This window comes from Candidatus Thalassolituus haligoni, assembly GCF_041222825.1.
In the GTDB taxonomy this organism is placed as follows: Bacteria; Pseudomonadota; Gammaproteobacteria; order Pseudomonadales; family Oceanobacteraceae; genus Oceanobacter; species Oceanobacter antarcticus.
The window spans coordinates 4,013,053-4,033,732 of record NZ_CP139482.1 but is presented as its reverse complement, the minus strand read 5'-3'; the positions used below and the strand labels follow the sequence as shown (position 1 = coordinate 4,033,732).

The window sequence follows — 20,680 nt, the reverse complement described above, 5'->3', positions numbered from 1 at the left end:
CGCCAGACCCGGAACGTTTTCTGGTTAGCTTCTGGTTAGTTGGCTGTGTATGGCAGGTAGTCGGTATAGCCTGCCGAGTCTCCTCCAAACAAATGGGCGTGGTTTAACGATGACAGAGGGTAGCCAGAGCGTAATCGTTCAGGCAGATCCGGGTTGGCAATAAATGGTCGGCCAAATCCGATCAGGTCGGCCCAGCCGGTCGAGATTGCCTGATTGGCTTTATCCAGATTGTAGTTCCCGGAATAGATCAGGGTGCCATGAAAAATAAGCCGTATGGCCTGTTTGAACGGTATCGGCATGATGGGCGCATCACTCCAGTCGGCCTCGGCAATATGCAGGTAACCCACGTTCAGTTCCTGCAAACGGGAAGCGGCAGCAAGGTAAGTAGCTTCTGGCGTATCGTCAATGGTGCCCTGTTGTGTGGTCAGGGGAGACAGTCTTACGCCTACCTGGGCTGGTGGATATACCTGCGTGGTGGCCGTTACCACTTCGGACAAAAACCTTAACCGGTTTTCCAGTGATCCGCCGTATTTATCCTCGCGGGTGTTCGCCCGGGAGTCCAGAAACTGATTGATCAGATAGCCATTGGCCGCGTGCAGCTCGATACCATCGAAGCCTGCTCTGAGCGCATTTTCGGCGGCCTGACGGAAGTCGTTGATAATGTCCCCGATTTCACCCGGCTCCAGCGCCCTGGGCATGGAGTGCTGGACCATTTCGCCTGAGCCGAGTGCCGGACCTCGTTTTTCCGGGTCAATAAACACCTGCACCCCTTTGGCTTGTAGTGCTGATGATGAAACCGGCGACTGCCCATCAGCTTGCAATGACGTATGTGAGAGCCTGCCAACGTGCCACAGTTGGGCATAGATTCTGCCACCTTGCTGATGAATAGCATGGGTAACGTGTTGCCATGCTGCCACTTGGGCAGGTGTGTATATCCCCGGAGTCCAGGCGTAGCCCTGGCCTTGCTGGCTAATTTGGGTGCCTTCCGAAATAATCAGGCCAGCCGATGCTCTCTGGGCGTAATAGTCTGCCATTAGCCGGGTTGCAAGCCCGCCGCTGGTCGCTCTGGCTCGGGTCATGGGGGGCATGATGATGCGATTGGGCAGGAGCAGGTGTCCCAGCTGATAAGGAGAAAACAACATGTCACTCTCCTGCGCCGGTTTGCGTGAGCGTGGCTGAACTGTGTGGTGAGGCCGAAGGTTTCAGCAATGAAAGACTGATACTCTCTGCCATTGCCTGGTTGCCGCGATCTCCCGGGTGTAAATGATCCCCTGAATCATAAACTGGATTCAGGTGACCAGTGTTGTGTGGATCTTCAAGGATCGCTGCCATATCGATAACACCAGCGAAAATGTCAGACGTTCTAAACCAGTGGTTAAGTGTTAAACGGAGCTGGTCTTTTTCAGGCTGGTAATAATTGTCCAGCGGCGTATCGGGAAGAGCACCCTTGAATGGCGGGAGTGTGGCGACCAATACACGGATGCCCTGACGTTTTGCCAAACGAACGAGTTGACGATACCCCTCGGTCAATTGATCAAGTGACGGCATCTGGCTGTCCGGGGCAAAGGCAGTGCCTGGCCAGGCAATGTCATTGATGCCCATCAGGACGATCAGTGTTTTGACACCGGGTTGTGACAGTACGTCCTGCTCCAGCCTGGCCAGTGCGTTTTCACCCATGCCATCAACCAGTAATCTGGCTCCGGAAATGCCGGCATTGATCACGGCCTGATTTTCCCGGATAAGACGTTGTGCCAGAAAGTCAGTCCAGCGGCTGTTGGTGTCCAGAGAGGCCGTCGCCCCATCGGTTATAGAGTCGCCCAGAACCGCAACGGTACTGGCCTGTTGGTTGGTATTGACCTCAATGCCACTGAGGATGGCTCGGGCTGTACTGCTCAATGCGTCTCCGAGTTGTGACGGTGCTGTCACCGACGCTGTTTGATCACCGGCAACAAGCCAGCTGGTTTGTCTGGCATCCCAGTGGAACGTTTGGACTGGCGTTGGCTCGGGAAGATAAAGCGCGACGGTCACTTGGGAGAGATCGGGAATCGGCAATGCAATCGGATCGCTGATAAGTCGCGCCCCCGGCATGATCCGGGCAACTGTCTGGCCATGAAAGGTCACTGCGGTCGGCTGGACAGTTGTGTTTTTGCTACCCTGCTCCAGTCTCACACTGGCATGACCAATAACCATTGGCGTGTTGCCGTATTCGTTGCCCAACACCAGCCGAAAGCGGTTTCCTCCCAGGCTGATGCGTGCATTCTGAATAATGGATTGATCCTTCAATGTGGCTGGCAGGTTGGTCGGAAAAATAAAAGATTCATCCCAAACGGGTTGTGGGCTGGCTGTCCAGCTGGTTATCCAGTGGTCCGTCTGGGCGGCAGTGCTCACGGGTATGTTGACCAAGGCTGTTAGCAGAGTCGTGGCCCAAAGCGAAAGGTGGCGTTTCATTGTCTGATTTCCTCTGTCATGGATTGAGCGACAGAATCCGTCAAAAAAGTACTTGGAAACAGATATTCAGAATGCCTACCATATATGAAATAGATTCATAGAGTGTGGCTTTATGGCTCGTCAGGAAATCAATCGATCCGCTGAACTCGAAGTGTTTGTTCGGGTGGTTGATGCGGGTAATTTTTCAGCCGCCGCCAGAGCTCTGGATATGACGCCGTCTGCGGTCAGCAAGTTGGTTGCTCGTCTGGAAGTGCGTTTGGGGACACGCCTACTGGTTCGTTCCAGTCGCCAATTGCGTTTGACCACAGAAGGCTGCGTCTTTTATGAACGGGGTGTTCGTATCCTGGCCGATCTGGATGATGCTGAGTGCAGTGCTGCGGCCAGCAGTGTGCCAAAGGGACGCCTGAGAGTGAATGTCAATGTCCCTTATGGGCAGCATCTTTTACTTCCTATGGTGCCTGCTTTTTACACACGTTATCCGCAGGTGCAATTGGACATCGTGCTCGCAGATGAAGTGATGGATTTGTATGAGCACCGAACCGATGTTGCGGTCAGAGCTGGACCAATGCGAGACTCGGGCTTGATTGCTCGTCACCTGGGGAGTACTGCAAAAGTTATTGTCGGTGCTCCCCGGTATTTTGAGGAGCGGGGGCTGGTGCAGACTCCGGGCGAGCTGGCGGGTCACCTATTGCTGGATGTGAATTATCGGCGTGCCGATTCTGGCTGGCGGCTACAGGATGGCACGTCGGAAGAAACGGTGATTTATCCTGGGAATCATCTTCGGGTCAGTAATGGCGAGGCATTACGGCAGTTGGTGCTGGCGGGGGCGGGGCTTGCACGACTCTCCCGCTTTCAGGTTGAAAATGATATTCGCACCGGCCGTTTGTTACCCGTATTGGAGCCATGGAACCCTGGTGACCAAGAGACTTTTTACGCGGTATACGTGGGTCAGGGAGCGTTGATGCCACAGCGGATCCGGGTGTTTCTGGACTTTCTGGCGGAGCACGTTCGGCTGCCGGAAACCCCCTCTGGTTTCGAGTGAATTTCGTACAAAAAACAAACTTCAGCTTGCGTGGCGCTTGTCGTTTTGGTATAAAGCGCAACTCTTTTCAGCCAGGGCCTCTCTGGTGTCGCTTGAAAAAGCGCTCCATGCCCACGGTTGCTAACGAAATTCAGATTGATCGATACAGTTAAGAATCGGGGCTAGATCCATGTCTAAGGTTTGTCAGGTAACAGGAAAAGGTCCTGTTTCCGGGAATAACGTTTCCCACTCAAATACCAAAACCAAGCGCCGTTTTTTACCCAACTTGCAATACCACCGTTTTTGGGTAGAAAGCGAAAGCCGTTTTGTTCGTCTGCGTGTATCAACTAAAGGTATGCGTATTATCGACAAGAAAGGCATCGATCCGGTGCTGGCCGAGCTGCGTGCTCGCGGCGAAAAATTCTAAGGAGACTGATTATGCCACGCGACAAAATCCGTCTGGTGTCCAGTGCCGGTACCGGTCACTTCTACACTACAGACAAGAACAAGCGCACCATGCCTGAGAAAATGGAAATCAAGAAATTTGATCCCGTTATCCGCAAGCATGTGATGTACAAGGAAGCCAAGATCAAGTAATTGATCCTTCCTGTGCAGGCTTGAAAAACCCGGATAGCTCCTGAGCTATAACCGGGTTTTTTCGTATCTGGCGCTCGCCGCCAGGCTCTTCCTGTTATCAACATCCGATACAATCCAAACCATGCCAGAGCTTCCTGAAGTAGAAACGACCCTGCGCGGTATTGAACCGTACCTGCTGAACCAGACTATTCAGGGCGTCGTTGTGCGTCAGCCGCGCTTACGCTGGCCGGTTGCTGAAGAGGTGTCTGCGCTGGCGGGCCAACGGGTGACGGGCCTGAGCCGTCGGGGCAAGTATTTGCTGGTGCAGTTTGCTACCGGTACGGCGGTCTGGCATCTGGGCATGTCGGGGTCTCTACGATTGGTGAAAGAAGAGGAAGATCCTCGTATTCATGACCATATTGACTGGGTGTTAGAGAGTGGCTGGATTTTGCGCTATCACGACCCCAGACGCTTTGGTGCGTTGCTGTGGCAGCCGCCGGGAGAGCAGCTGAGTCAGATTGCCTCGCTGGGGCCAGAGCCGTTATTAGCCGGCTTGTCGGCCGAGTCGTTGTATCAGCGCAGTCGTGGCAAGAAGCAGGCAATCAAGCTGTTTATCATGGATAACCACACCATGGTTGGGGTCGGTAATATCTACGCCAATGAGAGTCTGTTTATGGCCGGTATTCGGCCAACGACAGCAGCTGGCAAAATCAGTAAACCCAGATTTGCCCGCTTGTTGGCTTGTATCCGTCAGGTACTGGCGCAGGCAATTGAGCAGGGAGGCACGACGTTACGTGATTTCGTCAACAGCGATGGTAATCCCGGTTATTTTGCCCAGCAGTTGCAGGTGTATGGGCGTGGCGGCAAGCCGTGTCGGGTCTGCGAGGCGGTATTGTATGAGATTCGGCAAGGCCAGCGAGCGACGGTGTACTGCCCGACCTGTCAAAAGTAGACGTTCGTTGCGAGGTATAGACCGGGCCTGTTGAGTGCCTGTGGCTCTCAGAATATTGAGAATAACCTCTATGTCACAGCTCGGAAGTTGCGTCAGTGACGTGATCGCAGAGTGCTGCTATAGTCCGCGACATTCTCATGTGGAGCTAAACGAGGAACCACGATGCAACTGACGGCCCTGAGAACCTCCTTACGTATCGGACTTGCAGCCTGTGTGCTGACGATGTCGGCTATGGCGCAGGCGGAAGATTTTGAAGAGACACCAAGTGTGGGTGCCATGGTGGCAGACACCTTGCTGGTGCGCCCGCTCTATTTCATCATCTCGCAGGCGGGTGCGGTGCTTTATTCTGTGACGCTGCCGTTTACGCTGATGGGTGGTAATTCGGATGAAGCAGCAGAAGCCATGGTGGTGACCCCGTTGCAGGCGGCTTTTGTTCGCTGTCTGGGCTGTGGCAAAACCAATTACGCTGTGAGCGAAGTCAAAGAAGGTGCTGGCAAGACCATTGATCACTTTGTTGAAGCAACGGTGGGTACGGCAGGTGTTACGAGCGAATCCGAGTCGGTTGGTGTAACGACACTGGGGGTGTTCTTCGGTACCCGTTTTGAGCTGGTTGATCGTAGTCGCTTCGATGTGTTGCTGGGTTATCAAAGCCTGGGTGAAGCCAAGGTAAAAAGCTCAGCCTCGCTGGGTGCTTTTAATGACACGACGTCTTCCATTCAGGTAGCCACCCGCTTTGGTCGCCATATATTCAAACATACGGATCTGATGTTCAAGCTGGGCTTGCATCGCTGGTCGACCGAGCGTGAAACCGCGTCTGGCTCTACCAGTATGGATGGTTTTGGCTTGCTGTATGGCGTGGGTCTGGATGTCCGCCTGGATGATGCTTTTGGTGCCGGGTTGGGTTACACACGCTATGACCTGAGCAGTGATGGCGATGGTTATGATTCAGGTATCAATAGCGTGGATCTGGGTTTGCGGGTGTATTTCTGAGGCTGATAGTCGTCCTCTAATATCTTGCTTTCGTCGCGTCTCTGCAATGATGGCTGCCTGAATCGTTTTCCGGCAGCCCAAATACTTTCCCTCTTTCCGTTTATTCCCTCTTCCCGTTTATTCCATATTTCCGATACTTTTGCGTTGGTCGACAAAGTACTGCATCAGGTTGCGGGTGGAGTCATCGTGATCGTCACGAACGTCGCCGCTTTGCAGTTCGGGCAGGATGTTTTGCGCCAGGGTTTTGCCCAGCTCGACGCCCCATTGGTCGAATGAGCAGATGTCCCAGATCGTGCCAAGGATAAAAATCTTGTGCTCATACAGCGCAATCAGGGCACCCAGAGTGCGTGGACTCAGGTGATCCAGAATCAGACTGTTGGTTGGCCGATTCCCCTGGTGGATCTTGTGCGGGATCAGGCGTTCGATATTGGCGCTCGACATGCCCTTGGCGGTCAGGTCACGACGTACGTCGTCGGCGTTGATGCCACACATCAGGGCTTCGGTCTGGGCGAAGAAGTTGGCCATCAGTTTTTCATGGTGGCCCGCTACTGGGGTGCTGCTTTCTACCGAACCAATAAAGTCAGCGGGTACGATGGTGTTGCCCTGATGCAGGTACTGATAAAAGGCATGCTGGCCGTCGATACCCAGCTGTCCCCAGATAATCGAACCGGTGGTGTAAGGAACGATGTCGCCGTTGCGATCAACGGATTTACCGTTGCTTTCCATTTCGGCCTGTTGCAAGTAAGCAGAGAATTTTTTTAGCGGCCAATCGTACGGTAGGATGGCCTGACTATGACGACCCAGGAAAGTGCTGTTCCACAGGGTGGTCAGTGCCAGCCACATCGGGGCGTTACGCTCCAGTGGCTCGTTACGAAAGTGCAAATCCATATCGTGGGCACCCTGCAACAATTCTTCAAACTGCTTGAAGCCCAGGTATAAGGCAATTGGGAGACCAATGGCAGACCACAGCGAGAAGCGGCCACCGACCCAGTCCGACATTTGGAAAGTATTCTCCAGTTTGATACCGAAGGCTTTTACCGCTACCGCATTGCTGGATACGGCAACAAAGTGCTGGGCGACGGCACGGCTGTCGAACGAGGAAGCCATCAGCCAGTTGCGGGCAGTCTGGGCGTTGGTCATGGTTTCGGAGGTGGTAAAGGTTTTGGACGCGACAACAAACAACACCCGCTCCGGGTTCAGCCCTTTCAGGACGTTGGCGATTTCCATGCCGTCGACGTTGGAAACAAAATGGATATTGATCTGGTCGTCGGCGTAGGGCTTGAGCGCCTGAGTCACCATCCGGGGGCCGAGATCAGAGCCACCAATACCGATATTGACCACATCAGTAATCCGCTTGCCGGAATGTCCTCGCCAGCGGCCCTTGCGTACGGCATTGACAAACACTCGCATACGTTTGAGTTCGTGTTCAATGATGGGCATGACATCTTCGCCATCCACGTAAACCGGTGAATGACCACGGTTACGCAAGGCGGTATGTAATACTGCCCTGTCTTCAGTCACATTGATGTGCTCACCGTTAAACATGGCGTCGCGACGTTTTTCCAGATCACACTGGCGTGCCAGTTCCAGCAGTTGCTGGAAGGTGTCATCGTCAATCGGGTTTTTGGAGATATCCAACAAGATGTTCTGAACCTTAAGCGAATATTTGTCAAACCGCTCCGGGTCATCGAACAGCGACAGTATGGGGGTTTCAAGTGCCGTTTCGATGCGTTGCTGCAAAGCTTGCCAGGCGGGTAATTGGGTAACGGCGGACATGACGTATTCCTTATCTGTCTTACGGTAAGCGGATTGTTATTGTTCGTTGTTACAGCAAGAGGACGGGTGAGACAACGCTTGCTGTGCCCACATCCCGTTGGCCCCTGCTGACGTTTCGTCGTGCATCTGTTTCTCAGCCGCTGGTTGTTCTGGTTCAGCCGCGCAGGGATCTGGCCGCCCTGGCCAGCTCGCGAATGCCATCCCAGTCTTTGGCTTCGAGCAGATCATCCGGGGTTAGCCAGGTGCCGCCGACACACATGACATTGCTGAGGCACAGGTATTCGTTGGCATTGGCCGGGCGAATACCGCCGGTAGGGCAGAAACGCACTTCAGGGAAGGGGCCGGCAATGGATTTCAGGATGGCGGTGCCACCGGCGGCAGCGGCCGGAAAAAACTTGAAGCGACGGTAGCCAAAATCCATCGCGGTCATCATTTCGGATACGGTCTGTATGCCGGGCACCATTGGAATGTTGGCGGCGATAGCGCCAGCCAGCAGCGCTGGTGTAGCGCCAGGGGTAAAGATAAATTCACTGCCGGCGTCGATAGCGGCCTGCAGGTTGGTGACATTGGTAACGGTGCCAGCGCCGACGCGAGCGCCTTTGACTTCCTTGCAGATGGCGCGGATGGCATCCAGTGCAGCATCGCTGCGCAGGGTGATTTCCAGCACTGGCAAGCCCCCGTCGACCAGTGCCTGGGCCAGTGGTACGGCGTCTTCCAGATGTTCGATTTTTAATACCGGAATCACCGGTGCCAAAGCGACCAGATCATCAATTTGCTGGATAAAGGTGTCTGGATAATTGCTTGCTGTCATAACAACTCCTTGCGCGCGGCTTATGGATCAGACTGCCCGGATAATCCGGCTTGTGTATTACAGGGCATGGCAAACGGGGATAAATCGGTACTTATCACCAGTGGCCAAGAACCCGCAGGCTTCGAGCGTGTTGATGCTATTCAGATGCAAGATCCGCTCCTGTCTGGTTGGCGGCGGATAATGAGCTGTCTGGCTAGCAAACGCCTGCTATCGTGTCGAGCCGGAGAGGGCGCTGCACAGATTTGAGACACCATGGTGCCCTCTTTTGTTGATGCCGTGTAGTTATTTAGTTATCCACACAGCCGCCAGATTTTCTTCGTAGCGCTTTGCAAGTTTTCCGTACTGAATCATACTGTCTTGCTGCATGGAACTTGATACCTTGAACTGGCCGACAGGGGTTCCTCGTCTGTCGTGTATCAAAATAAGAAAAGGACTGCTCACATGGCGACGATCAAGCTGTTCGTTAGCGCTATCACCTTGATTCTTCTGTCCACCGCTGTTCTGGCGAGTGATGTGGAGGTGCTCCATTACATGACCTCTACCGGAGAGGCTGCTGCAATTGAGGTTCTGAAAGAGGAGCTGCGAGCCAGCGGCCACTCCTGGAAAGAGGTTGCTGTTGCCGGTGGCGGTGGTGAAACCGCCATGACCGTGCTGAAATTCAGGGCACTTTCTGGCAATCCACCGGCTGCTGCTCAGATCAAGGGGCCGCAGATTCAGGAATGGGGCGAACAGGGCTTACTGACATCGCTGGATAGCATTGCCAGCGCTGGCCACTGGGATGAGCTACTGCCTCCGGTGGTCAGCAATATGATGAAATATCAGGGTGAGTATGTTGCGGTGCCGGTGAATGTCCATCGAGTGAATTGGTTGTGGGCTAATCCCGACGTGTTCCGCAAGGCCGGAGTTGCCATACCGACAACCTGGGATCAGTTTTTTGAAGTGGCCAACGTATTAAAATCCAAGGGTATTCTGCCACTGGCTTATGGTGGCCAGACTTGGCAGGACGCCACTTTCTTTGAAACCGTGGCGCTGGGGGTTGGCGGCGCGGAGTTCTACTCCAGCGCTTTTGTTGATCTGAACCAGAAAACCCTGACCAGCGCGACCATGGTCAAGGTGTTTGAAACCTTCAGGAAAACCCGCGAATACACCGATGCCGATGCACCTGGCCGGGACTGGCACCTTGCCACCCGCATGGTGAGTAATGGTGAAGCTGCGATGCAAATCATGGGTGACTGGGCGAAAGGCGAATTCACCGCCGCTGGTCAGCATGCCGATGTCGATTATGTGTGTCTGGCCGCACCGGATACCAGCGGTGCCTTTATTTTTAATATCGACAGTTTTGCCATGTTCGAGCTACGCGATAGCGATGCCAGAGAAGCCCAGGCGGATTTGGCGCGGCTGGTAATGGAACCGATGTTTCAGCAGGCATTTAATGTCAACAAGGGTTCCATTCCGGCGCGGTTAGGGATGGATCGTGCGGTATTCGACAGCTGCGCGCATGCTTCAATGGATGCTTTTGTTGCCAGCGCGGCGACTGCTCAACTGGTACCGAGTATGGCGCATGGTATGGCAACGAGTTCGCAGGTACAGAGCGCCATTTATGACGTCGTGACGGCTTTTTATAACAGCAAGAACCTGTCCGCCAAAGAGGCGGTCGACAAGCTGGCGCATGCGATTGATGCGGCGCGCTGACCCCCTGCTTGGCATTTGTTATTCCATACCTTGTCGCTAATCTCCATTCTGAAATGAAGGCACGATGAATCCATTACTTGAGCATGCCCTGGCGGTTTTTATGGCCTTTTTTGCCATCATGAACCCAATCGCCAATACCACGGTTTTTTTTGGACTGGCTGGTGAAAAAAGCGCCAGCGAGCAGCGTAAAATCGCTAAAAAAGCACTGACCATTACCTTTGTGATTGTGTTGTTGTTTGCTGTGCTGGGAAAATCAATTTTCCACCTGTTTGGCATCACTTTACCTGCCCTGCGCATAACCGGCGGTGTGCTGGTGTTTATCATCGGCTATCACATGTTGCAGGGGGCAAATTCAAAGCTACACACGGCCGAAGAAGATTCTGATACTGACATTGCGGTCTCACCGATGGCAGTGCCACTGCTTGCCGGGCCAGGCACCATCGCCACCGCCATGAATTATTCGGCAGCGGGTGGGTGGCTGGAAATTGTCCTGACCGTTTTTGCGTTCACCGTACTGTGTTTTATTACTTTTTACTGTTTTGTTTTCAGCGCCAGAATTCTCTCGGTCATCGGTGAAAACGGGCTTGGCATCATTACTCGGCTGATGGGACTGATTCTGGCCGTTATTGGTGTGCAAATGCTGGTTGAAGGCATAAATTCAGCCATTATCATCACCACAGCAGTACAAGCCAGTTGAGATAAGGACGCAGTATTGACTGATCGGAAACCCACGGCGGGATTCGATGTTATGATATTGCCATCAATATTCAGGGGGTAATCATGTCCAAAGCGTTTGAATTGCAGGGAATCGTGCATTCCATTGACGAGACCAAAGCCTACGGTCAGAACGGCTTCACCAAGCGTGAATTTGTGATCAAGCTGACGGGGGAGGGTGAGAAAGCCGAATACCCGAATTATGTTGCGCTGGAACTGATCAAAGACAAATGTGCCTTGATGGACAGCTACAATCTTGGTGATGAAATCCAGGTGAGTTTCAATTTCTCTGGTCGCCTGTGGAATGCACCAGGTAAGCCGGAGAAATGTTTTACCAGTCTGCAGGCCTGGCGTGTTGAGCGGGCGGGCGAGTCAGTGCAGTCTGGAGGTGGCGATCCGTTCGCCCAGAGTATGCCGAACTATGACGATGACGTACCCTTCTGAATATCTTCAGGCCGCTGGACGCTCTCTGGTCGCGGGGGGCCTTCACCTTTTGCCAGTCAGTAATCAAGTGGTTGTTTGGATATGCAGGGAATGCAGGGAGAAGAGTGGTTCAGGGTAGGTCGGAGACAATTGGGTAGCCATGTGGCCCCCATTACGTCTTCGAATAGTGTGAAGCAAAAATCGTTGCCAGACTCAGGCTGGGTGCCGACGACTTATTATTGTGTCGGTGGTGCCTGAAAGACGTCTGGAACTTAGTGGCCGGAAATCATTTTGTGAGATTTGATGTGGAATGCATGTTTGATGCTGGTCATCAGGTCGCTGAAAAAAGCCGCCATATAATCAGAACGCATTTGTTTGGCTTGGGCAATGTGCATATCAATTTCGTCTTTGCTGCAGACGTTGACTGAGAGGTCGTTGTTGTTCATAAGATGAACTCCTTGGTTGGGTTAGCTTGCAGAATCATAGTAGTGATCTTTGTACCGGCAAAAAAGCGAAGCTTTCTAATCAGAATGCTGAAATAAACTAACCATTTGAATGCCGTCTCCAGGTTGTGATCGCTCGGATCATTTCCCCATTTATTCTATAAGCCCCCATAAAAAGCCGGTTTGAAGCATTTTTGCTATATCCATGAGTGTGGATTTGGATCTTTTTTACTTTAAAAAACGTGAGTAATATTTAGGGGACATATATAGACGCTTCCCCAAGATCAAGGATGACTTGGCCCTGACACCTGCCATATGCCCTTGATTTATTTCCTGTTAACCATCACTTGTTCGTTGCGATATGTGTATAGGCAGCGCGGTAATGTCCGCAGGTGGTCGCGGTACATGAGCGGACGATGTCGGTGAGAAAGTCCTGTCTGGCAGCTCAGAGACGGTACGCCATAAAACAGACTGGCCAATTGGTGATTATTTGAACAAATATTCCTCGAATCCCGGCGCATGCTGTCCTGGCTGCTACTTTTAAAAGAACAACCACCGGTTTACGGCATCGGCGGATCTTTCGGGAATCTGCAAATGCCTGGCAAGGCCCTTGTTTTGACACCCCCCGACCTTCTACCCGCCAAGTGCGGGTTTTTTTTGCACCAAAAAAGATCTAAAGGCATTATTTTTGTGCGCTATTACCATTCTATCGATCGTTAGTTTCTTGTCTCTTGTTTGTATAGTTTTTTCTGGTCTTTATAGCTATTTATTTATTCTCTATGGTTGTTAAAACTCGCCGTTCTGGCTAAACCCTCTTTATTTTGTCAACTTTGTTGATAGTGTGATTGTTTTAAATTAACTATTTATATAGCTTTAATATATTTTAAAAATATTTTCACACTCTACCGTGTCACTTTTTTGTGCGCTATAACTCATTGTTTTTAAAGGATTAAAATTTTTAGCGTATGGCAAAGTAGACAATTGAATCAAGCCAACACGTTAATCGGAACGCCCTGTGCTGAAGCCTGTGTATGAACCGGAGGATGTGTGATGGCGAATAACTGGTCTGAAGTAATCACCCAAGCCACGGTGTTGAGGCGGCAGTTGCATCAGCAGCCGGAGTTGAGTTGGGAGGAAGAGCACACGGCCCTGGTTGTGCGTCAACGACTGGATCATCTGGGTATTCGCTGGCGTCCTTGTGCTCGTACCGGTACGGTCGCCTGGCTTGGCGGTGCGCATGCGAGTATTCGTTCCAGTGATACTCTCTCCCCGCATATTGCCCTGCGTGGCGATATGGACGCGTTGCCGATTCAGGAACAAACCGGCGTTGCCTGGCAGTCGCGTCAGGATGGCTGTATGCATGCCTGTGGTCACGATGGCCACAGCGCTACCTTGCTGGCGACGGCGCACTGGCTGAAGCTCAACGAAACAGCGTTGCCAGCGCCGGTGACGCTGGTGTTTCAGCCTGCCGAAGAAGGCGGACATGGTGCCAAGGCCATGATCGACGACGGTGCGCTGGAAGGGGTAGACGCCATCTTCGGTTGGCACAACTGGCCCGCGATTCCGTTTGGTCATCTGGCCTGTCCCAATGGCATTGTGATGTGTGGCAACGGCACCTTCCAGATTCGGGTGAGTGGTCGTGGCGGCCATGCCAGTCAACCGGAGTTGTGTCGGGATCCGGTATTGGCGGCCAGTGCGCTGGTGATGGCGTTGCAGCAGATTGTCAGTCGTCGTCTGGCACCGCAGCAGGCCGCCGTGGTCAGTGTAACCTCGATCGAAGCGGTCAGCGCTCCGACGGTGATCGCCCAGAACGCCGTCATATCCGGCAGCATCCGGGTACCCGACAGTGCTACCCGGTTGCAGGTAAATGCCCTGATTAATGAGATTTGCCAGCACACTGCCGCGGGTTATGGCGTGGTCGCGGAAGTGGAGCATCAGCCCCGTTACGAAGCCACCATCAATCACCCGGAGCAGGCGCGTCAGATGCGTCAGGGGTGGGAACAACTGTTTGGTGCTCAGGCGCTAGAGCATGGCGTGCGCTTGCCCATTATGGCGTCGGAAGACTTCAGCTATTACCTCAATGAGATTCCCGGCGCATTTGCGCTGGTCGGTTCCGATGACGGCTCGGCACCCGCCTGGCCCTGTCACAGTCCCCATTACGATTTTAACGATCGCCTGATTGAACAGGTGACCCGTTTGTATGCCCGGCTGGTGCATGCCCCCCAACCCTGAGCAGACCGATGTTACCCAACCGGTTCCGCCAGTTTTGTTTGATGAAGGAGTAATTGATGAGCATTTTTACGCAACGTGAGTCCGATATTCGTGCCTACTGTCGTGTTTATCCCGTGGTGTTCGATAAAGCCTCCAACGCCCGTCAGATTGATGAGCAGGGCAATGAATATATCGATTTTTTTGCCGGGGCCGGGGTACTGAATTTTGGCCACAATAACGAACGCATGAAAGCGGCGGTGATCGACTACATCCAGCAAGACGGTGTGCTGCACAGTCTGGATATGCACACCACCGCCAAGCGTCGCTATATGGAAGTGTTTGAAAGCGTGATTCTGGAACCACGCGCCATGGAGCACCGGATGCAGTTTATGGGGCCAACCGGCACCAATGCTGTTGAAGCCGCTTTGAAACTGGCGCGGCGGGTTACCGGACGGCGGCAGGTCGTGGCCTTCTCGAAAGGCTTCCATGGCATGACACTGGGTGCGCTGGCTTGTACCGCCAACAGTTACTTCCGGGGTGCGGCAGGCGTTGCGCTCGATAACGTCACGCATCAGCCGTTTGCAGAAATCACGCATCTGGACAAACTGCGTGAACAATACGCCGATGCGTCCAGCGGCGTTGAGCCACCGGCTGCCTTTATTGTCGAAACCATTCAGGCCGAAGGCGGCGTCAATGTCGCCAGCAAAGAATGGTTGCAGGCACTGCAAGCCCTCGCCCATGACCATGGTGCCTTATTGATTGTTGATGAAATCCAGGTGGGCTGTGGCCGCACCGGGTCGTTTTTCAGCTTTGATGATGTTGGCATCGACCCAGACATTATCTGTCTGGCCAAGGGCATTGGTGGTATGGGCACACCGATGGCGATGAACCTGGTCAAACCGGAGCACGACAAACATTGGTCACCGGGTGAGCATACCGGCACCTTCCGGGGCCAGAACCTGTCCTTTGTGGCGGGTGTCGAGGCGCTGAACTACTTCCGCGACAGTGAACTGATGGATCAGGTGGCGAACTACACCGAGGTGATGAACACCGCTCTGGCACCGTTGGCGCGCAAATATTCACAGGTTGCCATTCGTGGCAAGGGCATGATCATTGGCCTCGATGTGGCGGATACCGAACACGCCAAAGCTATCGTGGCCGAGTGCTTTGACAACGGTCTGCTGATCGCCAGTTGCGGCACCGGTGGTCGGGTGCTGAAGCTGATTCCACCGTTAACCATTCCTGAAAGTGACCTCAGGGCCGGACTGGCCATTCTGGTTCGTGCCACCGACAACGCACTGGAGGCAGCCCGATGAGACAGCGTGATGATATGACTTTCCCGCACGAAGAATACGTACGCCGGATGGACGCCCTGCGAGAGCGTATTGCCTACCGCCGGCTCGACGCCGTGGTGATTTCCGACCCGGAAAACATCATGTACCTGACCGATTACCAGACCACCGGCTACAGTTTCTTTCAGGCGCTGGTAGTACCGCTGGAAGCCGAACCATTCATGATCACGCGGGCGATGGAAGAATCCAATGTGATTCATCGCACCTGGGTGGAAGTGACCCGTCCTTACCCGGATACCGGCGATGCCATCCAGATGCTGGTGGATGCGCTGACTGAATTTGGCTTGGCCAACAAACGTATTGGTTACGAACGTAACTCCTACTTTTTCCCGGCCTACCACCAGGACTTTATCCACACCCGGATGCGTAATGCCAAGCTGCTGGACTGCTTTGGCATTGTTGAGCAGGGGAGGATTTGTAAATCCGTACACGAAATCGGGATTATGCAACGGGCCGCTACTGCCACCGAAGCGGGTATGGCCGCAGGTATTGAGGCTTGCATGGCGGGTGCCAGTGAGAACGAAATTGGTGCCGCCATCAGCTCCGGCATGTTCCGCGCTGGTGGCGAAACCCCGGCGGTGATGCCCTATGTCACCTCCGGCCCTCGCTCAATGATTGGTCATGCGACCTGGGAAGGACGGGTGGTGCAGCCGAACGAACATATCTTCCTGGAAGTCGGCGGTTGTTATCGGCGTTACCACACCGCCATGATGCGCACCGTGGTACTTGGCGAGCTGAGTGATTCCATGTACAAAGCGCAGGAAAAGATGAAGCAGGCGTTAGATGCCGTGCACGAGTTTGTGCAGCCGGGCATGACCGTCTCGGATGTGGATAACATGATCCGTAATATCATTTCCGACAACGATGTGGGTGCCCGGCTGGCGACCCGCTCCGGGTACTCGATCGGCATCGCCTTTCCACCGAGCTGGGATGAAGGCTACATTGTCAGCCTCAATCAGGGCGATTCGGCGATTCTGGAAGAGGGCATGACCTTCCATATTATTCCCTGGATGTGGGGCGTCGACGGCGACAAGACCTGCGGCATCTCCGATACCATTTACATCACTGACCAGGGCTGCAAGTCCTTCTTCAGTATGGAGCGGGATTTTGTGGTGAAGCCGGAGCCGAGCAGCAATCTGGTGGATCTGGGTGCCGTTGCCCGCAAGCCAGAATCTGCCCCCGCCGAGCTGGCACTGGCAGACAAGCCCGCAGCCAAAAAGAAAACCGCCGATGCCTGATGCGATAAGCCATCGATAGACTCGATGGCTGACCAGACCCTTGAATTAACCGAGCTGCCCTGTTGGATATCCGCAGCGGCAGCCGCAGGAGATAGTATGCTGACGGTAACAAACCCGACCACCGGGATGGTGCTGGAAACTTACCCCACACTGTCTGTGGATGACATAAATCAGCGCATAACACAGGCCACCAACGCCTATCAAGACTGGGGCAGTGCCCGATTGAGCTTGCGTTGCAAAGTAATGCTGGGGGTTGCGGCCAAGCTGCGTGAACGCAAGCAGGCGCTGGCCGAGATGATGGCACTGGAAATGGGCAAGCCAATCCGGGAAGGATTGGCAGAAGTGGAAAAAGCCGCCTGGTGCACCGAACATTACGCTGAACAGGCAGCGGTGTATCTCGACAGTGAATCGATTGAATCGGACGCTGTGCAAAGCTATGTCACCTATCAACCATTAGGTGCGGTGTTGGGTATTTTGCCCTGGAATGCGCCGCTGTGGCTGGCATTCCGGTTTCTCGCTCCGGCGCTGATGGCCGGTAACACCTGCGTGATGAAACACGATCCGAATGTGCAGGGCTGTGCACAGCTGATTGAGACGGTCTTTGATGACGTATGTGCGGTCAACAAAGTACCAGCCCACATTATGGTCAATCTGACCGTGGCGACGGAACAGATCGAAGCGGCTATTCGGCATCCGGCAATTCAGGCGGTGTCATTTACCGGCTCCAGTGCCGCTGGTGCCAAAGTTGCCAGCATTGCTGCTGCCGAAATCAAACATGCTGTACTGGAGCTGGGTGGCTCAGACCCCTGCATCGTGATGGCCGATGCCGACCTCGACAAGGCTGCAGACATCGTCGTGTTGTCGCGCATGATCAATGCCGGTCAATCCTGTATTGCCGCCAAACGGATACTGGTCGAAGCACCAGTGTACGACGACTTTGTCGACAAGCTGGCCAGCCGGATGGAACAATTGGTGATTGGCGACCCGTTGCTGGACGACACCCAGATAGGCCCGATCGCCCGTCAGGATTTAATGAACAACCTGCATCGCCAGGTCGCCGACACCATTAACGCCGGTGCTCGCTGCCTGTTGGGTGGTGAACCACTACATCGTCCGGGATTTTATTACCCGCCGACCTTGCTGGTAGACGTCGAACCGGGCATGGCCGCCTTTGAAGAAGAAACCTTCGGGCCTGTGATGGCGGTGATGAAAGTCGACGATTTTGAGCACGCTATCACGGTCGCCAACGCCACAGAATACGGCCTTGGTGCCAGCATCTGGACCAATACCCCACGGCAGAAACGTCAGGCCATCCTGCGCCTGCAAGCCGGACAAGTGGCGGTGAACGGCATCGTCAAAACCGATCCACGGCTGCCATCCGGTGGTATCAAAAAATCCGGCTACGGTCGCGAACTGGGGCCGCAAGGAATTCGGGAGTTCACCAACGCCAAACAGGTGTGGATAGGCTAAACGAGGCACCCATGCTGCTGTCTGCATGGGTGTTTTACCCCAGCGAGATAATCAATTAAGTATCATTGATGCGATGATTGGCAAACAATAATCTAACCCGGTGACGCTACTGCCATTGCCTTAAAGCCCTCCCAAGACCACCCGAACGTCCACTCTGGAGTCACGGCTAATAAACTCGGCTAAGACGAAGACGGACGGGTGATTAACCCGCCCTTGCTGCGTTTGGCTCAGCCTTGCATATGCGCCCGATATTCCAGCTGACGTTCCAGCATCCAGCCCGGATATTCGTCTGGCAAGCGGCTGACTTCATCCAACATTGCTCGCTCCTCAAGCGTCAGTTGCACCTGGGTTGCCGCGATATTGTCCTGCAGTTGATCGATGCGTTTGGCACCGATAATCACGCTGGTGACGGCTTGCTGGTGAAGCAGCCAGGCCAGTGCAATCCGCGCTACGCTGGTTTGTTTTTTGGCGGCAATGCCTCGCATCACGTCAATGACCTGACTGCCGCGCTCGCGGTTGACCGGTGGGAAGTCGAACTTGGCGCGACGGTTTTCTTCCGATGCTTCCGGGCCTTCGTATTTACCCGACAGGTAGCCACCGGCCAGAGGACTCCAGACCATCAAGCCGATGTTTTCCGCTTCGAGCATGGGGATGACTTCCCGTTCGAGATCGCGGCCGACAAGGGTGTAATAGGCCTGCAGCGAGATAATCGGGCACAGTCGACGGGCTTCGGCGATGCCGACCGCTTTGATCACTTGCCAGGCAGCCCAGTTCGATAGCCCGATGTAGTTCACCAACCCGTGTTGTACCAGAGTGTTGAGGGCTTCGAGGGTTTCTGCGATTGGCGTTGCCTTGTCGAAACCGTGAATCTGGTAAAGATCAATGTAGTCGAGTTGCAGGCGCTGCAAGCTGGCCTTGCACTGGCTCATAATGTGGCCACGTGATGCCCCCCGAGTATTGGGGCTGGCACCCATGGGGCCGAGCACCTTGGTCGCAATCACGACCTCGCTGCGGTTAACGCCCAGGTTCTTTAATGACTGGCCCAGCAAGCGTTCGCTGGCGCCACCACCGTAGACGTTGGCGGTATCGATAAAATTGATGCCTGCCGCCAGTGCGGTCGTCACCAGTTCATCGACTTGTTGCTGTTGTAGCTGGCCGATCATGCCCCAGATGCCATCACTGCCACCAAAAGTCATGGTGCCAAGGCACAGTTCAGACACAAACAAGCCGGAATTGCCCAGCTGACGCATACGCATCCCGCCTGAATTGGTGGCCGGGGGAGTAATATTGGGTGTGGTTGGCATAACAAGTCACCTTGGTTGGTTTGTGATTGCCTGTGCGACTGTGGCAAAGGCATGGGGTTATGCTATCGCCAGAAGCTGTCAGAACCGCTGGCAGAAACTCGCAGACTCTTGCCTGATCCTGTCAAACTGTTTGCCGGGGCCTTCTTTTTGACGGACGTCAGAGTAAGGTGGTTCCAGGTGATAGTCGGTGCTGGTGAGAGACGGTTAGAGACTGGTGGCCGCTGTAGCAGAACGAACGGGAGAGCATCAATATGAGTACACAATCCGGGGTGATACCATTCAAACGGCCAGAACCGACAGGTGCTGCTGTTGATGACCGACAGGATACGGCGCTCGACCAACTGCGAGTGTTGGCAGAACGGCAGTGGCATACCCATGGCCATAACAATGCCATTGATGGCTTGCGGCTGACCCTCGCCACCGAGCCCAGCGGCACTATTCGGGCGATTTACCCGACCTCATTTTGTGTGGTGCTGCAAGGCAGCAAGATCAGTGAACTGAGCGACTCCCGGTTTCACTATCAGCGTGGCCAATGCCTGTTTGCGTCGGTGAATGTGCCGGTGAACTCCCGTATTGTCGACGCCAGCAGCCAGCAGCCCTACGTGGCGTTCAGTTTGGCCATCGACCCGGCGATGGTGTCGGAATTGCTGCTGCAACACCCGGACATTCAGACTGCTGTAACGCCGGTCACTGCGCTTGCCAGCGCTATGTCTGGTACCACCAGACAACCGGCGTTATCGACGGGTGAGATCCCCGCCGACCTGTACGATCCGCTGATGCGCCTGCTGTACTTGCTGGATCAACCGCAACACCTCGATATTCTTGAACCGCTGATCCGACGGGAAATTTGTTGGCGATTATTACGTTCACCGATGGGCGCTGCGCTGCTGCAAACAGGCCTGGAAGACAGCGATACTGCCCGTATTGGTCGGGTCACGGCCTGGATACGTACCCATTTTCAGCAAGCCTTCAAAGTGGCCGATCTGGCCGCGATGGCCAGCATGAGTGCCGCCTCGTTTCACCGCCATTTCAAGGCGATTACCCAGCTCACGCCGGTACAGTTCCAAAAACAGATACGCTTGCAAGAAGCCCGGCGATTACTGCTTACCGAGCACGAAGTGGCCAGCGTTGGCTATCAGGTCGGTTACGAAAGCCCATCGCAATTCAGCCGTGACTACCGCAAATTATTCGGCGCCCCACCGGGGAAAGACAAGGCAGTAATGCGCTCGGAAATAGCGATTGAGAGCCGGGTGTGATTT

At 54.1% G+C, this 20,680-nt stretch carries 19 protein-coding genes; 13 read left to right on the top strand and 6 right to left on the bottom strand.

Annotated features, from left to right (window positions below; genetic code table 11):
- Positions 1-35: 35 nt before the first annotated feature.
- On the bottom strand, positions 36-1,142 hold the full coding sequence (locus SOJ49_RS18215) for an alkene reductase (RefSeq protein ID WP_369855906.1): 1,107 nt from the start codon (positions 1,140-1,142) through the stop codon (positions 36-38).
- Position 1,143: 1 nt separating this feature from the next.
- Positions 1,144-2,448 (bottom strand): SGNH/GDSL hydrolase family protein, encoded by a 1,305-nt coding sequence (locus SOJ49_RS18210; protein ID WP_369855905.1) that lies wholly within the window; start codon positions 2,446-2,448, stop codon positions 1,144-1,146.
- 112 nt (positions 2,449-2,560) lie between these two features.
- Between SOJ49_RS18210 and SOJ49_RS18205 the strand changes: the two genes are divergently transcribed.
- From SOJ49_RS18205 to SOJ49_RS18185, 5 genes are all read left to right on the top strand, one after another.
- Positions 2,561-3,490 (top strand): LysR family transcriptional regulator, encoded by a 930-nt coding sequence (locus SOJ49_RS18205; RefSeq protein WP_369855904.1) that lies wholly within the window; start codon positions 2,561-2,563, stop codon positions 3,488-3,490.
- A 169-nt stretch (positions 3,491-3,659) separates the two neighbouring features.
- Complete coding sequence (gene rpmB, locus SOJ49_RS18200; RefSeq protein ID WP_303432752.1) at positions 3,660-3,896, top strand: 50S ribosomal protein L28; 237 nt, start codon at positions 3,660-3,662, stop codon at positions 3,894-3,896.
- A gap of 11 nt (positions 3,897-3,907) precedes the next feature.
- Positions 3,908-4,066, top strand: a complete 159-nt coding sequence (gene rpmG / locus SOJ49_RS18195; protein WP_369855903.1) for a 50S ribosomal protein L33 — start codon at positions 3,908-3,910, stop codon at positions 4,064-4,066.
- A 121-nt stretch (positions 4,067-4,187) separates the two neighbouring features.
- A complete protein-coding gene (gene mutM, locus SOJ49_RS18190) occupies positions 4,188-4,997 on the top strand; it encodes a bifunctional DNA-formamidopyrimidine glycosylase/DNA-(apurinic or apyrimidinic site) lyase (protein ID WP_369855902.1) in 810 nt (269 codons plus the stop codon).
- 162 nt (positions 4,998-5,159) lie between these two features.
- A complete protein-coding gene (locus tag SOJ49_RS18185; RefSeq protein ID WP_369855901.1) occupies positions 5,160-5,987 on the top strand; it encodes an outer membrane beta-barrel protein in 828 nt (275 codons plus the stop codon).
- Between the two features lie 117 nt (positions 5,988-6,104).
- Here SOJ49_RS18185 and pgi read toward each other — a convergent pair whose 3' ends face one another.
- Entirely contained in the window at positions 6,105-7,763 is a 1,659-nt protein-coding gene (gene pgi, locus SOJ49_RS18180; RefSeq protein ID WP_369855900.1) for a glucose-6-phosphate isomerase, read from the bottom strand.
- Between the two features lie 154 nt (positions 7,764-7,917).
- Positions 7,918-8,574, bottom strand: a complete 657-nt coding sequence (locus SOJ49_RS18175) for a bifunctional 4-hydroxy-2-oxoglutarate aldolase/2-dehydro-3-deoxy-phosphogluconate aldolase (RefSeq protein WP_369855899.1) — start codon at positions 8,572-8,574, stop codon at positions 7,918-7,920.
- Positions 8,575-9,015: 441 nt separating this feature from the next.
- Between SOJ49_RS18175 and SOJ49_RS18170 the strand changes: the two genes are divergently transcribed.
- From SOJ49_RS18170 to SOJ49_RS18160, 3 genes are all read left to right on the top strand, one after another.
- Positions 9,016-10,266, top strand: a complete 1,251-nt coding sequence (locus SOJ49_RS18170; RefSeq protein WP_369855898.1) for an ABC transporter substrate-binding protein — start codon at positions 9,016-9,018, stop codon at positions 10,264-10,266.
- Positions 10,267-10,330: 64 nt separating this feature from the next.
- Entirely contained in the window at positions 10,331-10,963 is a 633-nt protein-coding gene (locus SOJ49_RS18165) for a MarC family protein (RefSeq protein ID WP_369855897.1), read from the top strand.
- Positions 10,964-11,046: 83 nt separating this feature from the next.
- A complete protein-coding gene (locus SOJ49_RS18160; RefSeq protein ID WP_369855896.1) occupies positions 11,047-11,424 on the top strand; it encodes a DUF3127 domain-containing protein in 378 nt (125 codons plus the stop codon).
- A 251-nt stretch (positions 11,425-11,675) separates the two neighbouring features.
- On the opposite strand, the gene SOJ49_RS18155 is transcribed toward SOJ49_RS18160, so the two are convergent.
- Complete coding sequence (locus SOJ49_RS18155; protein ID WP_369855895.1) at positions 11,676-11,849, bottom strand: RSP_7527 family protein; 174 nt, start codon at positions 11,847-11,849, stop codon at positions 11,676-11,678.
- Between the two features lie 1,047 nt (positions 11,850-12,896).
- Between SOJ49_RS18155 and doeB2 the strand changes: the two genes are divergently transcribed.
- From doeB2 to SOJ49_RS18135, 4 genes are all read left to right on the top strand, one after another.
- The gene (doeB2, locus tag SOJ49_RS18150; RefSeq protein ID WP_369855894.1) at positions 12,897-14,078 is read left to right on the top strand and encodes a N(2)-acetyl-L-2,4-diaminobutanoate deacetylase DoeB2; all 1,182 of its coding nucleotides are present in this window, start codon (positions 12,897-12,899) and stop codon (positions 14,076-14,078) included.
- Between the two features lie 56 nt (positions 14,079-14,134).
- Positions 14,135-15,373 carry an aspartate aminotransferase family protein gene (locus SOJ49_RS18145; RefSeq protein ID WP_369855893.1) on the top strand — a complete coding sequence of 413 codons (1,239 nt, stop codon included), beginning with the start codon at positions 14,135-14,137 and terminating at the stop codon, positions 15,371-15,373.
- On the top strand, positions 15,370-16,647 hold the full coding sequence (gene doeA / locus SOJ49_RS18140; RefSeq protein ID WP_369855892.1) for an ectoine hydrolase: 1,278 nt from the start codon (positions 15,370-15,372) through the stop codon (positions 16,645-16,647). Before SOJ49_RS18145 ends, doeA begins: the two co-directional genes overlap by 4 nt.
- A 96-nt stretch (positions 16,648-16,743) precedes the next feature.
- Positions 16,744-18,117 carry an NAD-dependent succinate-semialdehyde dehydrogenase gene (locus SOJ49_RS18135; RefSeq protein ID WP_369855891.1) on the top strand — a complete coding sequence of 458 codons (1,374 nt, stop codon included), beginning with the start codon at positions 16,744-16,746 and terminating at the stop codon, positions 18,115-18,117.
- Between the two features lie 227 nt (positions 18,118-18,344).
- Here SOJ49_RS18135 and SOJ49_RS18130 read toward each other — a convergent pair whose 3' ends face one another.
- Positions 18,345-19,421, bottom strand: coding sequence for an aldo/keto reductase (locus SOJ49_RS18130; protein WP_369855890.1), 1,077 nt, complete (start codon positions 19,419-19,421; stop codon positions 18,345-18,347).
- A 251-nt stretch (positions 19,422-19,672) separates the two neighbouring features.
- On the opposite strand from SOJ49_RS18130, the gene SOJ49_RS18125 reads away from it, so the two are divergent.
- On the top strand, positions 19,673-20,677 hold the full coding sequence (locus SOJ49_RS18125) for an AraC family transcriptional regulator N-terminal domain-containing protein (RefSeq protein WP_369855889.1): 1,005 nt from the start codon (positions 19,673-19,675) through the stop codon (positions 20,675-20,677).
- Positions 20,678-20,680: the final 3 nt, after the last annotated feature.